Genomic DNA, 17,552 nt, shown 5'->3' with positions numbered 1-17,552 from the left:
AGTTAACATACTGGCCTTTTTTATTTTTCAGTTTTGTTATAAAATAACAAAGTGTGAAATAGTTCAATATTTATTGTAATAATGCGTAAAAGTAAGCGAAAAGAGACTCCATTGGCATGGTTGAGTAAATTATTACTTCAACATGGTTTGCCATACCTTTTTATTGCACTCGCTTTGTGCAATGGAATCTATTTTGCGTATGCTTTGTTAACTGGCCATTTCGTAGATCAGTTTCAAGTTCTCAATCAATAAATTTCTTTTTAAAATCTAGCTCATATTTATAAATGAGCTTGCTTTTGCTTTTGTCAAAATTACAACAAGATTCCCAAAATTCAGTGTTATAGTATGCGGGCATAAAAGTGCAGGAATGATTGCCATTATGAATAATAAAACTCCTCTCTCGACTCAGTCACTGATTGAAGTGAAAAACTTGAGTTTTAACCGAGGGGAACGCGTCATTTATGACAATATTAGTTTAAATATACGTCGAGGCCAGATTACGGCCATCATGGGACCATCTGGTACAGGTAAAACGACTTTATTGCGTCTGATTGGTGGACAGCTTGTTCCTGATCAAGGCGAAGTTTTGCTTGATGGGAAAGATATTGCACAAATGTCACGTCAGGAATTGTTTGCAGCCCGTGCGCGTATGGGAATGCTATTCCAAAGTGGTGCTTTATTTACCGATATGTCGGTTTATGAAAATGTCGCTTTTCCAATTAGGGCACATACCAAGCTTTCTGAAAATTTGATTGCTGAACTGGTTGCTTTAAAGCTTGAGTCTGTTGGCCTGCGTGGAACAGAACAGCTCATGCCTACAGAGTTATCAGGTGGTATGAATCGACGAGTTGCTTTGGCTCGTGCAATCGCACTTGATCCAGATTTAATCATGTATGACGAACCATTTGCTGGGCAAGACCCGATTGTAAAAGGTGTTTTAACTCGTCTTATTCGTTCGTTGCGTGAAGCTTTGGATTTAACCACCATTATTGTCTCGCATGATGTTTCCGAAACCCTATCTATTGCTGATTACATTTATGTTGTAGCGGAAGGAAAGATTCAAGGGGAGGGAACGCCGGAAGAATTGCAAAAATATGCTTCTCCTTTTGTAAAACAGTTCTTAACCGGTTCGGCAGAAGGTCCGGTTGAGTACCAGTTTAGCCACCAAGCTTATTTAGATAACGAGGTTCGTCCATGAATACGATTGCCTGGTTAGGTAGACTCGTTATTGAGCGGATTCGAGGGATTGGTGTTGCGGCACTGATGCTCTTACAGATTATTTTTTCATTACCTTCATCGGGCGGTTTTGGGCGTTTCGTCTATCAAATGCATCGTGTAGGGGTAATGTCTTTACTTATTATTACGGTATCAGGTTTATTTATTGGTCTGGTACTCGGATTGCAAGGCTACTCAATATTGGTCAATGTGGGTAGTGAATCAATGCTAGGCACGATGGTGTCTTTAACCCTACTACGTGAGCTTGCACCAGTTGTTGCTGCTTTATTATTCGCTGGTCGAGCAGGTTCTGCATTAACTGCTGAAATTGGTTCAATGAAACAAAGTGAACAGCTTGCCAGTATGGAAATGATTGGTGTTGACCCTTTAAAGCAAATCGTATCACCACGTCTTTGGGCTGGCATAGTCAGTTTGCCAATGTTAACCGTTATCTTTGCTGCGATTGGTATTGTTGGCGGCAAAATGGTTGGCGTTGATTTTCTTGGCGTTGATGAAGGCTCCTTCTGGAGTGGTATGCAAAATAATGTTCAATTTGGCCATGATGTCGTAAATGGCATCATTAAGAGCATTGTATTTGCTTTACTTTGTACATGGATTGCAGTTTTCCAAGGGTATGCATGTGATCCAACACCTGAAGGCATTGCAACGGCAATGACCCGGACGGTTGTATATTCTTCATTATGTGTTTTAGGTTTTGATTTCGTGTTGACTGCGGTCATGTTCGGAGGGATTTAATGAAATCACGTACTAGTGAGCTGGCCGTAGGTATCTTTGTCATTATCTTCGGTATCGCTTTATTCTTTTTAGCAATGAAAGTAAGTGGTTTGGTAGGTACAAACTTGAGCGAAGGTTACACCATGAAAGCTCAGTTTGATAACGTTAACGGACTTAAACCACGTGCTAAAGTAACGATGAGTGGTGTAACAATTGGCCGTGTTGATTCAATTACGCTTGATCCAGTTACACGTTTAGCTACAGTAACTTTTGACCTTGATGGAAAACTGACAAGTTTTAATGCTCAGCAGTTAAAAGAAGTTCAAAAAAATGCTTTAGACGAATTACGTTATAGTTCTGATTATACGCAAGCGACTCCAGCGCAACAAAAAACAATGGAACAGCAACTGATCAGTAACATGTCATCCATCACCAGTATTGATGAAGATGCTTATATAATGGTTGCAACCAATGGTTTGTTGGGTGAGAAATATTTAAAAATCGTACCGGGTGGTGGTCTTAACTACCTTAAACGTGGCGATACAATTTCTAACACCCAAGGAACGATGGATTTAGAAGATTTAATTAGTAAATTTATTACTGGTGGTGGCGCAGGTAAAGTTGCCGCTGGTTCATCATCATCCTCAGCAGAAGAAAAAGCTCCTGCAAGTACTGACAGCAGCGCACAGCCGTCATTTGTTGAGTAAGAGATTATTTGAAGGAGTGGTTCCAGGTGAATACGTTGTTTAAACAAACCCTGACAGCAAGTATTTTGTCTACTATGATTGCAGGTACAGCTTTTGCTGCACCTTCAGAAGCACCACCTGATTTTATTAAGCGTGTTGCTGATGGTTTGATTGCTCGTTTAAAAACAGATCATGCCAAGCTACAAAACAACCCTGCTTTGGTTAAATCAATCATACGTCAGAACTTAGATCCGTATGTTGACTCACAAGCGTTCACTCGTATTGTGATGGGTACTTATGCGACAAATCAGTATAGTACAGCTGCACAGCGTGCTCAGTTTGAAACAAACTTCCGTAATACATTAATTGAGAATTACGGTAGCGCATTTGCTAAGTATACAAACCAGACTTATACCATGCGTCCTTATAAAGCGACTGCAGGTAAAAACCCTGTTGTGACTTTAGACTTCAACCACAATGGCGACAAAATTCCTGTGTCGTTCCAGTTGGCTGACAAAGGTTCACAGTGGAAAATCCGTAACATCAATGTTTCTGGCATTGATTTAGGATTACAGTTCCGCAACCAGTTTGCTGCAACTGTGAAACGTAATGGTGGCGATTTAAATAAAGCAATTGCTACATTCCAACCTGATGCAGATGCTGCTGTTAATCAGAACAAACAAAAATAAGTAGGTGAAGAGTGGTTCAGTATCTTAACCAAGAGTTAGTTGTTTCAGGCAAAATCGATTTTGAAAATGCTGAGCAACAATACCAAGCTGGATTGGCAATTATTAAAAAGCAGACAAGCTTTCCTTTAATTGTCGATCTAAAACAGCTTGAGCATGGTAATACGTTGGCATTGGCGGTGTTAGTCCAATGGTTACGTCAGACGCCACAGAAGTCTGGATTACATTTTAAAAATGTTCCAGAGAAGATGCTGAAAATCATTCAAGCTTGCCATTTGCAAGAAGATCTACATTTGGTCTGATGATGCAAAAATAAAAAAAGCACCTAAATTTAGGTGCTTTTTTTATATAAAGGATGGGTGGATAAAAACAGACTCTAAATCCATTTTTTCCAGCGGAAGTAAATGATAGGACCAATAAAAAAGCCAGCAATAATTAATAAGACAGCGATAAAGCTACTTTTACCATGAGCAAAAGGCAATACTTCAGTGTTCATACCATAGATACTTGCGATGAGCATCGGTGGCGCTAACATACTTGGTAAGATCGAGAATCGACGAATCGTATCGTTTTGTTCGGTGTTAATGAACCCAGACGTTGTATCAAGTAAGAATCGTACTTTTTGGAATAAGAATGCATCATGTTCTACAAGCGAGCGGACGTCTTCACTGAGCTCTCGAATATCGGCATCATAGATATGACTGCCTAAGGCACGTGGACGAGATAAAAACGTTAAGACACGTCGTAAATCAATTAAACAAAGTTGTGCTTTTCCAAGCATGTCTTCTTGTTGAGCCAAGCGAGTAATCATGTCATCAAGGTCTAAAATCTTCTCACGTTGATGGTTGTTAAGAACCTCAGTGGAGTATTTTTCTAGATCCTTGTGGATATCTTCTAAGATATCCGCAAGCTCATCCAGCTTTGCTTCAAGCAGGCCTAATAAAATCCAAGTTGGATCTTTATAGTCCATTTCATAGTCATTACGGCGAGCTCGGGCACGAAACGCACGAAAGGCAACTAGCTTTTCACCCCGTAAAGTAAATAAGCGATCTTTGTGTAAAATGAATGCTACGGTTTGTACCATGGCAAGCATATGTGATGACTCTTCAGCATCACCATCGACCTGATAATTTTTATTTTTCGTTAAAAAATAGGTGCTGATATGCAAAATACCATCATCATCACGGTAGAATCGAGCAGAAGATGAAATGTCTTCTAGCGATTTTAGTGTAGGTAAGTTCTGATCGTAGGCATCTAAGACCCATTGTTGTTCTTCTTGAGAGGGTGCAATTAGATCAAGCCATACTAATTCGGGATGTAGATCAAATCCACCGTTGATGGTGGCATCTTCCAGACTTCCGCGTTCTGTGGCATAAAAGGCTTCAAGCATGTGTCTTTTTTCCTCACGCAGTCTGATGGAAATCGATGGGTGTATTTTAGACAAGGATTTGCCGAAAAACACTTGCCAATACGCTATTTTGCAAAAAAAAACTCTGTCGATAGTCTAGTTTGTCAGCATGACAGTTCAATAAAACGGTTTTTATACTATGAATTCAATTTGCATTTTCTGTGGTTCATCTCTAGGTTCAGACCCAATCTTTCAACAAATTGCTCAATTAACCGGTCAAACTATTGCCAAACAAGATAAAACTCTCGTTTATGGCGGCGGTCGTTCAGGTTTAATGGGCGTTGTCGCTGATAGTGCTTTGCAAGCCGGTGGGCGGGTCATTGGCGTCATTCCTCGTGCTTTAGTCGATCGCGAGTTAGCTCATCCCGGACTGACAAGATTATATGTCGTCGAGAATATGCATGAGCGTAAGACCAAAATGGCAGATCTGTCGGACGGTTTTATTGCTTTACCAGGTGGTGCAGGTACATTGGAAGAAATCTTTGAACAATGGACGTGGGCGCAATTAGGTATTCATCAAAAGCCGTGTGCTTTTCTAAATGTAGCGGGCTTTTATGAAGATTTGCTTAAAATGGTTCAAGGAACTGTAGATAAAGGTTTTAGCCAAGCACGATTCGCTGATAAATTGATCGCATCGGATAAAATTGAAGATATTCTTCAACAATTTGAACAATATCAACCACCAGCTCCAAAATGGGCTAATGCAGACGTTCAACCATAAACGAGGTTAAATAGGTGAAAATAATTACGGTCGCCGCTGCGGTGATCTTAAATGAACACAATGAATTATTGCTTGTTAGAAAGCGTAATACACAAGCTTTTATGCAAGTAGGCGGTAAGCTGGAGCCGAATGAGGCTCCAGAAACAGCCATACAACGTGAAATTTTGGAAGAAATAGGCAGCCCGTGTGTAATAGAACAGTTTATAGGGCGTTTTGAGACAGCAGCTGCTAATGAACCGGACCATACGCTGATTAGCCATTTATATTTGGTTCGATTAAAACAATCTCCACAAATTGCAGCTGAAATTGCTGAAATGAAGTGGGTGAAATTTAATGATTCCGAGACCAAACTTGCGCCATTAACTAAAGAAATTGTAATTCCATGGTGTGAGCAAAACTTATCTACAGTTTGATTATTTTAATACGATGTAGATGAGGCAGCAGCTAGGCAGCTTGCATAAATAGAGGTGCAACCTAGCTGTTTGAGTGCCTGACTTAAAGCGGAAATTGAACTTCCTGTTGTGATTACATCATCAATAATCAACACACGACGGTAGCGTCGTTTTTCTTGAGTTATCGCAACAAATTGCTGTTCAATATTTTCAAATCTTTCAAGTCGAGATAACCCTTTTTGAGAGCGCTCATTTAGGCGCTGTACAGGCTGCCAAACGGGTATTCTTAATTGCTTGCTTAGAAGTTTGGCAAGTAATAAGGATTGATTAAAACCACGTTCCGTTAAACGTTGTTTAGAAATAGGCATCGGTACTATGGCCTGTACTTTAGGAAATTTTATCTGCTGCAAAACTTCAGCAAGTAAGGTTTGGTAATGTAATTTTTGTTCATATTTAAACTGCTGAATTATGCGGTTAATTGGATAGGTATAATGACAGGCCACAAGAACAGATAGATCATTACGCTGAACTGTCTGCTTAAGCCACGGTAGTTGTTCCCAACATTCTTTACAAAGAGAGTATTTGCCCCGTGTTCCTATTTCACATAACAGGCAAGGGGACAATAACTGAAACAGATATTGAGGGTTGAACAACTTAAACATAAGCATATCGTGGTGCTTCAGGAAGCCAGCGCTTCAAGAGGGCATCAGCTTGTTCTGGATAGTCTTTTAGAACCTGTTGTGCAACATAATGCGCTTGACTCAGTAAATGGTCATCTCGTTCTAATCGCGCCACTCTAAAGCCCATATCACCTGTTTGTTTTGTTCCTAATAATTCACCTGGTCCTCTTAGTTCAAGGTCTTTTTCTGCAATCACAAAGCCATCATTACTTTCTCTTAAAATTGATAATCTTTCTTGCCCATTTTGTGAAAGTGGTGGTTTATAAAGAAGAACACAAAAACTAGCCTTTGCACCTCGTCCGACACGACCACGTAATTGGTGTAGCTGTGAAAGGCCTAAACGCTCAGCATTTTCAATAACCATAATCGAAGCGTTGGGTACATCTACCCCAACCTCAATGACAGTTGTGGCAATCAAGAGTTGTAGTTCGTTATTTTTAAATGCTTGCATGACAGATTGCTTTTCATCAGCTTTCATTTTGCCATGAACTAAACCAATATTAAGTTCAGGAAAGCGCTCTCTCATTTCTTGATAGGTGGCTTCCGCGGCTTGAGCATCTAAAGTTTCTGACTGTTCAACCAGAGTACATACCCAGTAAGCTTGTTTGCCTTCTCGGCAGTTTGTAGCAATTCGATTTAGCACTTCTTCACGACGATCTAGCGGAATAGTCACTGTCTGAATTGGTGTACGACCTGGTGGTAATTCATCAATAATGGATGTGTCTAAATCGCCATAAGCGCTCATCGCTAATGTTCTAGGAATTGGCGTTGCAGTCATGACCAATTGATGTGGAGTTAGTTGTTCAGCGCCTTTATTACGTAAGGCTAACCGTTGATCTACCCCAAAGCGATGTTGCTCATCGATAATCACAAGTCCTAACTTTGCAAACCCAACATTATCTTGAAATAAGGCATGAGTACCTACAATCAGTTCGGCATGACCTTCTTTAATTTGTTGTTCAGCTTGTGCTCGCGCTTTACCTTTTTGTTTGCCAGATAACCAAGCGACCGTAATGCCCAAAGGTTCAAACCAACGTTTAAAATTTAAATAATGCTGCTCTGCCAAAATTTCGGTAGGTGCCATTAATGCAACTTGCCAATCTGCTTCTAATGCATGACATGCTGCAACTGCCGCAACTAAAGTTTTCCCTGCACCTACGTCACCTTGTACCAAACGCAGCATAGGCTGGTGTTGTTTTAAGTCGCTTAAAATTTCTTTTGATACACGCTTTTGTGCATTGGTCATTTGAAAGGGTAGAGCTTCTAACAGTTTTTTCGCAAGTACTTTGCTGCTTGGGAAAGTGGGCGAGGCAATTTGACGAATATAAGCACGTCGGGTGAGAAGACTAATTTGATGTGCGACCAGTTCTTCAAAAATAAGTCGCTGCTGTGCAGGGTGAGATCCTTGGGCCAATTGGAGCATATTGGCATCGACAGGTGGCTCATGAATGTAATGTAAAGCTTCTTTGAGAGCATACCCATTTGTATATTGCTTAGGGAGTAACTCGGGTAGAGCATCACTATGATGCTTCAAAGCTTGTTTAACATATTCGCGTAATTTAGGTTGTGTTAATCCATCAGTACTCGGGTAAATTGCTGTGAGCTGCGTTTTTGGCAGTGGTGTATGTTCATTAATGAGCTGAATTTCTGGATGATAAAGCTCAAGCCCTCGTGCACCTACGCGAACTTCACCAAAAATACGTAAACGGTTACCAGGTTTTATTTTGTCGGTTAAGTTTTTATAAATATGATAAAAACGTAAAGTCACCTTACCAAATTCATCTTGTATTAATGCAGCCATAGATTTACGTTTACCTGGAGGGAAATCAACAGATTTGACTTCACCCTCGAGTAAATAACTACGACCAACCACCAATTGATTCATAGGAATAATGGTACTGCGATCTTCATAATCACGGGGCAGATGAAACAGTAAATCATCTGTGGTAAAAATATTTAGTTTTTCGAGTAGGGCTGCTGAAGCCGATCCAACGCCTTGTAACTGATGGACTGAAGTCATGTCCCCTCAACGAGTTTTCTATGCATATATTATTTATCGGTTATGGTAAAACATCTCAGCGTGTTGCTAAACAACTATTTGAGACAGGACATCAAATTACCACAATCAGCCGCGGTGAAAAAACAGATCCTTACGGGACACACCTCGTACAGGATATTTTTACGCTCGATTTAAGTGAAATTGCGCCTGTAGATGTAGTTTATATTTTACTTTCTCCGGACGATAGTACAGTTCAAGGTTATCAACATACTTATGTGGACAGTATTGAACCTATTCGTCAGGCTTTAAAAGCTCATCCAGTCAAAAGATTGATTGTCGTGTCATCTACGCGGGTATATGGTGAAAATTCTGGTGAAACGATTGATGATGATAGCCAGATTCATCCGAATGATGCTCAAGGGCATATCCTTCATAATATGGAATTGCTATGGCAGAAATATTTTCCAGCTCAATGCGTGATTGTGCGTCCTACAGGTATCTATGGTGCTTCGGTCGATCGATTAAAACGAATGGCTGAAAACACACAGACTTATCCAAATATTCACTATAGTAATCGTATTCATATTGATGATTTAGCAAGATTTTTAGTATTTTTAGCCGATTATGAAAAACCGCATAAGAGCTATCTTGTTGCTAATAATGCCCCTGTGCCTCTACATGAAGTCATTCTTTGGTTTCAAAGCCAATTAGACTTACCGCTACTCACCTTAGATTCAGCTCATGTTTCAGGTAAAAAAATATATGCGAAATATTTATTTGAAACAGGTTTTCAGCTGGAGCACCCGATTTGCTTTAATGACTATTTATTATGTTTAAATGCTCATGGTACAAATCAAAATTTAGACTAAACTTTAAATAACAATAGAAATACCTGAAGAGGCAAATAAATTGCCGATAAAGATAAAAATGTTGAAAGTAAAGAAATTTTGTTTAGCTCTTATTTTGAGTGCAATGTCTGTTGCGAGTTGGGCCGAGGATCAGTTGTGGTGCACATATGATCCTATGGGTACCCAAGGGGATATAACGCGTCGTTTAAATGACATCCGATTATATGCTCAGCAATATCAAGTCAAGTTCAAGGTCGTCAGTTATCAAAAAGAGCAGCAAGCTATACAAGCTTTTGATGAGGGAAAATGTTCGGGTCTAGCAGCCAGTAACTTTAATACGTATCAATACAATCATTTTATGGGGAGCAGTTCGGGTATTGGTCTTATACCTAATAACCGAACCGCCCGAAATTTATTACAGCTTTTAAATCACCCGACGATTGAGAAAAAACTAATTAATCAAGACTATGAAGTAGTTGGTATGATTCCGGTAGGAACTGCCTATATGGTCATGAAAAACAAAAAAATATCGAAAGTGGCACAGCTTAGAGGTCAACGAGTCGGTGTGTTAGCCAATAATCCTCCACAGCAGGCTTTGGTGAGAAGTGTAGGGGCGCAGCCAGTCTATGTTGATTTATCTAATGCGATTTCACAATTTCAGCAGAATAAAATCGATATTATGCCTGCACCGATTTATGGGCTTTTATCTTATAACTTACAGAAAGATTTTGGGCCAGACACTCAGGTGATTAACTTTCCACTGGCTTATTTCGGAGTAAATTTAATTATTAAACCTCAAGCTTATCCTGCCAATTTTGGCCGAAAAATTCGGGCTTGGTTTGTGCAAAATAGCCAATTATTAACGAATCGAGCGATACAGTGGGAAAACCATCTGCCCGCTTATTATTGGGTGGATGTTTCTTTTTACGAAAAGCAGAGCTACGACATTATGGTAGCCAAAATACGCAATCAATATGTTCGTTCTGGATATTACGATGCTTACTTTGTTGAGTTGATGAAGCGTTTACGTTGTATCGATGATCCACGTTATTTCGAATGTTCAATGCGTAGATAAAATAAAAGGCAACCTGAGTTGCCTTTTATTTTGAGTAAAATTTTAAGCTTTTTTACGTTTTAAACGACGTTTCGCTTGTTGAGATGCCATTGCTTCAAGAGCTTCTTTTAACTCTTCATCAGTAAAGGTCGTGATGTGTTGCAACATCTGTAACGTTACTTCATCAAGTACTAACTGTGCGCCTGCTGCCATTTGACGGAAATTATCATCAAACTCGATTTGGCCTTGGTCATTTGTGCGAATGTAATTTTGCTGAGTTAAAACTTTAATAAAGCTTTGGAATAGTGCTTTATCAAAGAACTCTGGAGAATTAAATTCATAAAGAACAGATAAACGTTGTCCTAATAAATGACTTAACTCTTCAACTTGTTTTGCTGAGATATTGCCTGAACCACGTTGAGTGATTAAAGCTAAAGTCATGTAATAACGTTCAAGACTTTGTTTAACAGGTGTTGCTAATACTACAAGTTGATTGTGCTCTTCAGTATTTGGAGCAGAGCTAATCAAGTTACCTTCATCATCTTGCTGAATAAGGTTTGATTGAACCAATGCATCTGCATATTGTTCAATCTGTTCTTTAAGCTCACTGCTTTGCCACTTAAGGAATAGTTCAGCTTTTAAGAATGGATAAAGCGTATAGATGACATTACTTAAATCAGCACGACTGATTTTACCGTTATGCTCAACAAGCGATGCAACCAATGAAGGTAAAACGAAAGCATGCAAAATGTTATTACGGAAGTATGTAAGCAGAACTGCTTGGTTATCTTCAATCGCAATAATATCGCCAAGCGCATGTTGTACACGCTTAATCAATTTAAGCTTTAAGCCGTAAGCAATAATTTCTTTGCCAGATAACGGCGTTACTTCTGTACGCTGATCATAAGGGAAATTCGATGCTAAATTGCGGTAAGCTTCAAGCTGCTTAATACAGATTTCTTCATCAAGCGTATGCTTTGGAGTTGCAAGTAAGATAATAGAGAGTAAAGAAACCGGGTTAATAACTACCGCACGGTTAATATTTTCTAAAATTGCATGTGCAGAGCTATTTACAGCATCTGAAACGGCTTGAGGAATTGGGTCGTCATTTTTCTCGATATAGACATTTTCTGCGTTATGCTGTTTAAGCAAATCATCAAGAAAAACGGGTTCACCAAAGTTAACGTGTACCTTACCGAAAATGCGCTCAATTTTTCGTAATGTTTTAACAATACCAAAAATAGATTCAGCTTCTTTTGGCTTACCTTGCATTTCGCCAACGTAAGTCGAACCTTCCATCAGACGTTCATAACCAATATAAGTTGGTACAAATACAATTGGCTTTGTACGGCCACGTAAATGACTATGAACAGTCATGGCAAGCATACCGGTTTTCGGTGGTAATAAACGACCTGTACGCGAACGACCACCTTCAATAAAGTATTCAAGTGGCGTATTGCGAGAAAGAATGCTGTATAAATATTCTTTAAATACAGTTGTATAAAGACCATTGCCACGGAAAGAGCGGCGAATAAAGAAAGCACCACCACCACGTAAAAGCTGGCCCACGAAAGGCAAGTTCAAGTTGTCACCAGCAGCAATATACGGAACCATTAGGCCGCGTCTATAAATCACATAAGACAATAATAAGTAGTCAATATGGCTGCGATGACACGGTGTATAAACAATTTCGTAATCTTTCGCGAGTTCACGAACGGTACTAAAGTTATGAACTTCTACGCCGTCATAAAGCTGAGTCCATAGGCGTGTTAATGCTAAATCTGCAAAGCGAACTGCTGAGTGTGAGTAGTCAGATACGATTTCATTGACATAACCAATCGCACGACGTTCTGCTTCGAGCATACTAATTTTGCCACGAATACTCTCGCGTCGAATAGCCTCTTGCACATCACGAGACTTTACAACTGACTGCATGACATTGCGGCGATCTGATAAGTCAGGACCTAAGACCACTTCACGCTGACGGTCAAGGTAGTCATTTAAAGTACTAACAATATAAGTCGCTGGTGAAAGGTTCGGATAATGCTGTTGAGCATATTCAACGAGGTCACGTAAAGACTGCGGTTCATGGAACTCCAAATAAGATTGGCGCCCATGTAAACCGATATTCACAAGCTGCTTAACTGTACTTGGTGTTGCCCATGTATCTGAGAATAAGAGCTTGAACCAAGAGTCTTCTTTATCTGGAGAACGACCCCACAAAACGGTTACTGGAACCAGTTCTATGTCGAGCTCAGGATTTGCCTGTAAAACTTCAATCAGTTTAATTAAGCGAGGTGGAAAAGCATGAGGTGGGGGATTTAACAGGTTATTTTCATCATTATGCTGTAAAAATAAAACTGATGCTTTTTCCTGATGAGAACCGATAACTAACGGATCTAAAGCCGGCTTTAAATTTAAACGGCGAGTTTCCCCATCCACCACTAAAGCATTACTGCGAGAATGGTTTTGTAAGACATAGCACACCACTTTTTGGCGCTCAGTCTTTGCTTCAGTTTCCGCTGTTTCTGATACTGGTTCAGTAGGAACTTCCCCAAGAACATGTGGTGTTACCACGAGGTCAAGTAGCTTACTCGAAAGCCGACGATACATTTGACCAAACCCACTCTTGGACATAAGAACTCCTACTTCTTAAAGACAAATCCCGGCACCAAATGCAGAGGGTAATTATTTTGAGGCATTTATTAAAAAAAACAATATGCTACTTTCTTATAAATTATAATGCTTTTGGCATTTTTTATCGTTAAAAATCGTATTTTTAGCTGTTTTAAGGGCAATGTTCGTCAGAAGTTGACTGATTGTTCCATGTACAAATAGTTTTTTATGGCACAATAGATTATACACATCTGTCCTTTAATACCAATTTTGCCTGCAATATGAAGGTATCTCTCATGAATGCGTTAACCCAAGAACTGGTTGAGCTGCTCACTTTAGAAAAGCTTGAAGAAAATATTTACCGTGGAATTAGCCGTAATTTGGTCGGTAAACGTGTTTTTGGAGGTCAGGTTTTAGGTCAGGCTTTACGTGCAGCCTCTTATACAACCGATCGTCCTGCGCATTCTATGCATGCTTACTTTTTATATGGTGGCGACATTAATGCTCCAATCATCTATGAAGTAGATCGTTTGCGTGATGGAAAAAGCTTTGTCAGCCGTCAAGTTCGGGCAATTCAGCATGGACGAGTTATTTTCTCGGCAATGGTGTCTTTCGCCAACCCTGAAGAAGGTTTGAATTACCAGCATTCAGAACCAGAATACCCAGCTCCTGAGACATTAAAATCGGAAAGTGAGCTTAAAGAAGGTATTCTTAATTTTGTACCAGAGAATGTTCGTGCAAGTTTCATGCGTGAGCGTCATGTTGAAATTCGTCCGATTGATCCAGTCAATCCATTTCAGCCTCAGCCGGAAGCACCGTTTAATGCGCACTATATTCGTACCCATGATCGCATTCCAAAACAGCTAGATGACATTGCTTTACACCAAGCAATTGTGGCGTTTTATTCAGACTTCACTTTAATGACTACGGCTTTAAGACCACATGGCTTAAGCTATATTTCTCCAAGTTTGCAATGTGCCAGTATTGATCATGCCATTTATTTCCATCGTCCACTTCGTGCTGATGAATGGATGCTTTATGACATGGAGGCAACGGTTAGTGCAGCTTCTCGCGGATTGAATTTTGGCCGTATGTGGCAAAATGGCCAACTTGTATGTAGTACGGTGCAAGAGGGTTTGATCCGTTTGCGGGAAATTGAAACGCAATAAAGAATAAAGGGCTATCGAAAAGATGGCTTTTTTATTTTTAATTCAAAGGATGTGACAAAAAATTGCTCGAATGAAAAGCAAGCTCATGTCATATTTGCAAAAGGATTGCCTACTGAAAAAAATAATGTTGATATGAACTTAAATACACAAATTCTGATTGCCGCGATTTTAGGTTTAGCCTTTGGCTTCCTACTCACCATGTATCCAGACACTGCTTTTGTAAAGCATAGTTTATATGGCTTGGGCATATTAAGTAGTGTTTTTATTGGACTACTTAAAATGTTGTTGGTGCCATTAATTTTTACCTCCATTGTGGTTGGAGTTTCAAATTTACAGGCAGGTGGGCAGTTAGGTCCCGTTTGGAAAATCACATTTTTATGTTGTATCACCACCACCACCTTGGCCTTAATTTTAGGTATTAGCTGTGCTCATTTATTTGAGGTGGGTCGAGGCGTAGATATTTCAATTTTTCAGGCATCAATGCAAAGTTATCAGGCACCAGATAGTTTAAACCCGGCAACTTTCTTCACTAATTTTATTCAAAATACTTTAATTAACCCATTTAAAGCATTTAGTGATGGAAATGTCCTAGCGGTTGTCGTGTTTGCACTATTTGTGGGTGTTGCTTTAGTTCATGGTGGTGAGCGCTTTAAGAGTATCCGCTTATTGAGTCATCAGTTTTTTGAAATGATGATGATGCTAGTAGGCTGGGTCATGAAGTTGGCGCCATTAGGAATTTTTGCATTACTTGCTAAGTTAATGGCGACAGAAGACATTTCAGTATTAAGTCGACTGGCTGAATTTGCCGTTGTGGTAACCGGAACTACTATTTTTCATGGTGCTGTCGTTTTGCCATTACTGCTTTGGATTTTTGGTCGTATGAGCCCTTGGACTTTTTTCAAAGGTACACGTACAGCTTTAATTACTGCATTCGCAACCAGTTCTAGCTCTGCCACAATGCCGCTGAGTATGAAATGCGCACAAGAAAACTTAGGCGTACGTCCTCAAACGGCGGGTTTTGTGATTCCATTAGGTACGCAGCTCAACATGGATGGTACCGCACTATATGAAGCAGCAGCTGCACTGTTTGTGGCAAATCTAGTAGGACTGGATTTAAATCTGACCCAGCAAATTGTCGTGTGTTTAACAGCAATGATTGCATCACTTGGAGCACCGGGAATTCCGAGCGCGGGTATGGTTACCATGATTATGGTTTTACAGTCTGTAGGCTTGCCAGCCGAAGCGATTGCAATTTTACTTCCAATCGACCGTCTACTTGATACGGTAAGAACAGTGGTAAATGTTCAGGGCGATATGATGATTAGTGTGGTTGTAGATCGATATACAAAAGATAAAGATATCAGTGTCTGATCTCTAAATAAAAAAGCAGGATTTATATCCTGCTTTTTTATTTTTAAGCGGCTTGTAGCTCGGCTCTTTTTGCTGCTGGAGATTGAGATAAATAACTTACCGCATCTTCAGTGCTGCCTTCTTTGACCGGATCATACCAAGGCATAAGGTAGTCAATTTGCTGAGCAATAAGCCAGATTGGGTTTGGTAAAACCTGATTATCTTTTCGGCTAATTTTATACCACTCTACAGCAACCCATGCTGGGAAAAATCTCGACTTAGCAGCATCAGCAAAGCGAGGGTCTTGCTTCATAATATGTGCAGCGCCGTCTACCCATAATCCAAGTACCAGTACAATCACTGCAAGGCTTAAATAGTAACGTGGGATATAACCACCGCCCAAATGGCGATATAAATCAAAAGCTACGGTACGGTGTTCAATTTCTTCTGAACCATGCCATTTAACCAGATCGACCATTTCTGGATCTGCACCTAGTTCCTCCCAACGATTGTTATAAAGCGCATATTTACCGAGTACACAGGTCATATGTTCAACAGTGGCAATAACGCCTAAACGGAATAGATCCCATTGCTCTTGTAAGAATTGAGGAACTTCTTTGTCAAAAGGTTTATCTGCCAAAGCGGTGGTAAATAGATAATTCATAATGTCCAGATTTCTCTGGATATCAATATTACGTGCGCTTAAATATTCTTTATTGGCAGAAGTGTGTGCATTGGCATGCATTGCTTCTTGGCGAATAAATGCTTGAACATCCTGTTTAAGTTTTTCATCGGTAATACGAGGTAAAACCTTGTTATAGAGTCGGCAGAACCAGAACTCTCCAGCAGGCAGGATATTATTAATTTCATTAATAAAATAACTTGCAAACGGTTGGTTTGGAATCCAGTCTACAGGGGTATCTTTCCAGTCAAATTTTACTTTGCGTGGAAGAATTTTATAGTCAATAGAAGAACCTAAAGCCTTGTTCTTCAAAAAAGATAACAATTTCATCATTTAGTCCTGATTTTTAACTCGATGAAGTTATAACGAGTATAAAAAAAGCCCCTACATTTGTGTTTAGCAATAGGGGCCAATTGAATATAAATTTAATAAAGAAATTGTATCTGTTTTGACGATTTACTCTTCAGCATCCTCATCGCTTGCTTCAGGAATCGCATCAACGTCAAATTCCGGCTCTTGATCAAGCGTAAAGTGCAGACGTCCGGCCATCACACTTGCGAGTTCTTCTAAGCCTAGTTTATTTAATGAAGAGAAAAGCTGAATCGAGAAATCAAGCTTCATTTTTTTCAGTTGTTGTTTAACTTCAAGCAAGACTTTGTTTGCTGGACCGCGGTTCAGTTTGTCTGCTTTGGTTAAAAGAATATGAACAAATAGATGGCGTGAATAAGCCCACTCTAGCATCATCATGTCAAAGTGCTGTAAAGGGTGGCGAATATCCATAAGTAAAACTAATCCTTGTAAGCTTTTACGATGGATTAGATAGTTTTCTAATTCTTTTTGCCAAACACGCTTCATATCTTCTGGTACAGCTGCATAACCATAACCAGGAAGGTCAACTAAGCGTTGATCAGGATTACCTAGGCTGAAGAAGTTAATCATTTGAGTACGGCCAGGTTTTTTTGAGGCGCGTGCGAGTTGTTTTTTGTTGGTTAAAGCATTAATAGCACTAGATTTACCAGCATTTGAGCGTCCTGCAAAAGCAATCTCGTAGCCACTATCTTCAACACAAAGTGCCAATTTAGGAGCACTCATTAAAAACTCAGCTTGACGTAACCAGTTCAGAGATTGCACAGCATACGCTGTGATTGCTGGATCTGGTTTCTTTTCATAACTGATCTTTTGCTTGGGTGCGAGTCTGGCTTTGGTGTCTTTCGATTTTTCACTACGACGCATAAAAAATAACTTTTTAAATGAGAGGGCTCGCGCCTAGTATAAAGGAGCTTGGTTATTCTTGCTAATTTTCAGTAAGCT

At 39.7% G+C, this 17,552-nt stretch carries 17 protein-coding genes; 11 read left to right on the top strand and 6 right to left on the bottom strand.

The genetic code is table 11. The features are described 5' to 3' along the window. Window positions 1–379 precede the first annotated feature (379 nt). Genes AC1PJ9_RS04170 through AC1PJ9_RS04150 form a run of 5 tightly spaced genes read left to right on the top strand, consistent with a single transcriptional unit; the run spans window position 380 to window position 3,624 of the window. Complete coding sequence (locus AC1PJ9_RS04170; RefSeq protein ID WP_004705339.1) at window positions 380–1,198, top strand: ABC transporter ATP-binding protein; 819 nt, start codon at window positions 380–382, stop codon at window positions 1,196–1,198. Then, window positions 1,195–1,971: a lipid asymmetry maintenance ABC transporter permease subunit MlaE gene (mlaE, locus tag AC1PJ9_RS04165; protein ID WP_004705340.1), complete on the top strand. Its 777-nt coding sequence runs from the start codon at window positions 1,195–1,197 to the stop codon at window positions 1,969–1,971. The genes AC1PJ9_RS04170 and mlaE overlap by 4 nt, the downstream gene beginning before the upstream one ends. Continuing rightward, entirely contained in the window at window positions 1,971–2,657 is a 687-nt protein-coding gene (gene mlaD, locus AC1PJ9_RS04160; protein WP_311086489.1) for an outer membrane lipid asymmetry maintenance protein MlaD, read from the top strand. Before mlaE ends, mlaD begins: the two co-directional genes overlap by 1 nt. Window positions 2,658–2,683: 26 nt before the next feature. Continuing rightward, complete coding sequence (locus AC1PJ9_RS04155; RefSeq protein WP_263614666.1) at window positions 2,684–3,325, top strand: MlaC/ttg2D family ABC transporter substrate-binding protein; 642 nt, start codon at window positions 2,684–2,686, stop codon at window positions 3,323–3,325. An 11-nt stretch (window positions 3,326–3,336) separates the two neighbouring features. Beyond that, window positions 3,337–3,624 carry an STAS domain-containing protein gene (locus tag AC1PJ9_RS04150; protein ID WP_000250997.1) on the top strand — a complete coding sequence of 96 codons (288 nt, stop codon included), beginning with the start codon at window positions 3,337–3,339 and terminating at the stop codon, window positions 3,622–3,624. 74 nt (window positions 3,625–3,698) lie between these two features. Here AC1PJ9_RS04150 and AC1PJ9_RS04145 read toward each other — a convergent pair whose 3' ends face one another. Beyond that, window positions 3,699–4,712, bottom strand: a complete 1,014-nt coding sequence (locus AC1PJ9_RS04145) for a magnesium and cobalt transport protein CorA (protein WP_263614664.1) — start codon at window positions 4,710–4,712, stop codon at window positions 3,699–3,701. Between the two features lie 157 nt (window positions 4,713–4,869). On the opposite strand from AC1PJ9_RS04145, the gene AC1PJ9_RS04140 reads away from it, so the two are divergent. Together AC1PJ9_RS04140 and AC1PJ9_RS04135 are read left to right on the top strand one after the other, a co-directional pair. After that, the gene (locus AC1PJ9_RS04140) at window positions 4,870–5,451 is read left to right on the top strand and encodes an LOG family protein (RefSeq protein ID WP_311086488.1); all 582 of its coding nucleotides are present in this window, start codon (window positions 4,870–4,872) and stop codon (window positions 5,449–5,451) included. A 14-nt stretch (window positions 5,452–5,465) separates the two neighbouring features. After that, window positions 5,466–5,864: an NUDIX hydrolase gene (locus AC1PJ9_RS04135; protein WP_263614662.1), complete on the top strand. Its 399-nt coding sequence runs from the start codon at window positions 5,466–5,468 to the stop codon at window positions 5,862–5,864. Between the two features lie 5 nt (window positions 5,865–5,869). Here AC1PJ9_RS04135 and AC1PJ9_RS04130 read toward each other — a convergent pair whose 3' ends face one another. Both AC1PJ9_RS04130 and recG read right to left on the bottom strand, forming a co-directional pair. Further along, window positions 5,870–6,505: a ComF family protein gene (locus AC1PJ9_RS04130; protein ID WP_311086487.1), complete on the bottom strand. Its 636-nt coding sequence runs from the start codon at window positions 6,503–6,505 to the stop codon at window positions 5,870–5,872. Continuing rightward, window positions 6,498–8,543 (bottom strand): ATP-dependent DNA helicase RecG, encoded by a 2,046-nt coding sequence (gene recG / locus AC1PJ9_RS04125; protein WP_311086486.1) that lies wholly within the window; start codon window positions 8,541–8,543, stop codon window positions 6,498–6,500. The genes AC1PJ9_RS04130 and recG overlap by 8 nt, the downstream gene beginning before the upstream one ends. A 20-nt stretch (window positions 8,544–8,563) precedes the next feature. On the opposite strand from recG, the gene AC1PJ9_RS04120 reads away from it, so the two are divergent. Then, complete coding sequence (locus AC1PJ9_RS04120) at window positions 8,564–9,391, top strand: NAD-dependent epimerase/dehydratase family protein (RefSeq protein WP_311086485.1); 828 nt, start codon at window positions 8,564–8,566, stop codon at window positions 9,389–9,391. A 58-nt stretch (window positions 9,392–9,449) separates the two neighbouring features. After that, window positions 9,450–10,445, top strand: a complete 996-nt coding sequence (locus AC1PJ9_RS04115) for a putative solute-binding protein (protein ID WP_311086484.1) — start codon at window positions 9,450–9,452, stop codon at window positions 10,443–10,445. Between the two features lie 42 nt (window positions 10,446–10,487). On the opposite strand, the gene plsB is transcribed toward AC1PJ9_RS04115, so the two are convergent. Further along, window positions 10,488–13,061: a glycerol-3-phosphate 1-O-acyltransferase PlsB gene (gene plsB / locus AC1PJ9_RS04110; RefSeq protein WP_311086483.1), complete on the bottom strand. Its 2,574-nt coding sequence runs from the start codon at window positions 13,059–13,061 to the stop codon at window positions 10,488–10,490. A gap of 275 nt (window positions 13,062–13,336) precedes the next feature. On the opposite strand from plsB, the gene AC1PJ9_RS04105 reads away from it, so the two are divergent. Next, window positions 13,337–14,209, top strand: a complete 873-nt coding sequence (locus AC1PJ9_RS04105; RefSeq protein WP_004705360.1) for an acyl-CoA thioesterase — start codon at window positions 13,337–13,339, stop codon at window positions 14,207–14,209. 105 nt (window positions 14,210–14,314) lie between these two features. Next, window positions 14,315–15,580 (top strand): dicarboxylate/amino acid:cation symporter, encoded by a 1,266-nt coding sequence (locus AC1PJ9_RS04100; RefSeq protein ID WP_191001671.1) that lies wholly within the window; start codon window positions 14,315–14,317, stop codon window positions 15,578–15,580. Between the two features lie 43 nt (window positions 15,581–15,623). Here the strand turns inward: AC1PJ9_RS04100 and AC1PJ9_RS04095 are convergent, their stop codons facing one another. Together AC1PJ9_RS04095 and yihA are read right to left on the bottom strand one after the other, a co-directional pair. Then, window positions 15,624–16,574: a metal-dependent hydrolase gene (locus AC1PJ9_RS04095; RefSeq protein WP_145849731.1), complete on the bottom strand. Its 951-nt coding sequence runs from the start codon at window positions 16,572–16,574 to the stop codon at window positions 15,624–15,626. Window positions 16,575–16,697: 123 nt separating this feature from the next. Next, entirely contained in the window at window positions 16,698–17,474 is a 777-nt protein-coding gene (yihA, locus tag AC1PJ9_RS04090) for a ribosome biogenesis GTP-binding protein YihA/YsxC (RefSeq protein WP_005067265.1), read from the bottom strand. Window positions 17,475–17,552: the final 78 nt, after the last annotated feature.

The organism is Acinetobacter sp. 70_2 (genome assembly GCF_056736115.1).
This window is presented reverse-complemented; position numbering and strand designations above follow the sequence as displayed.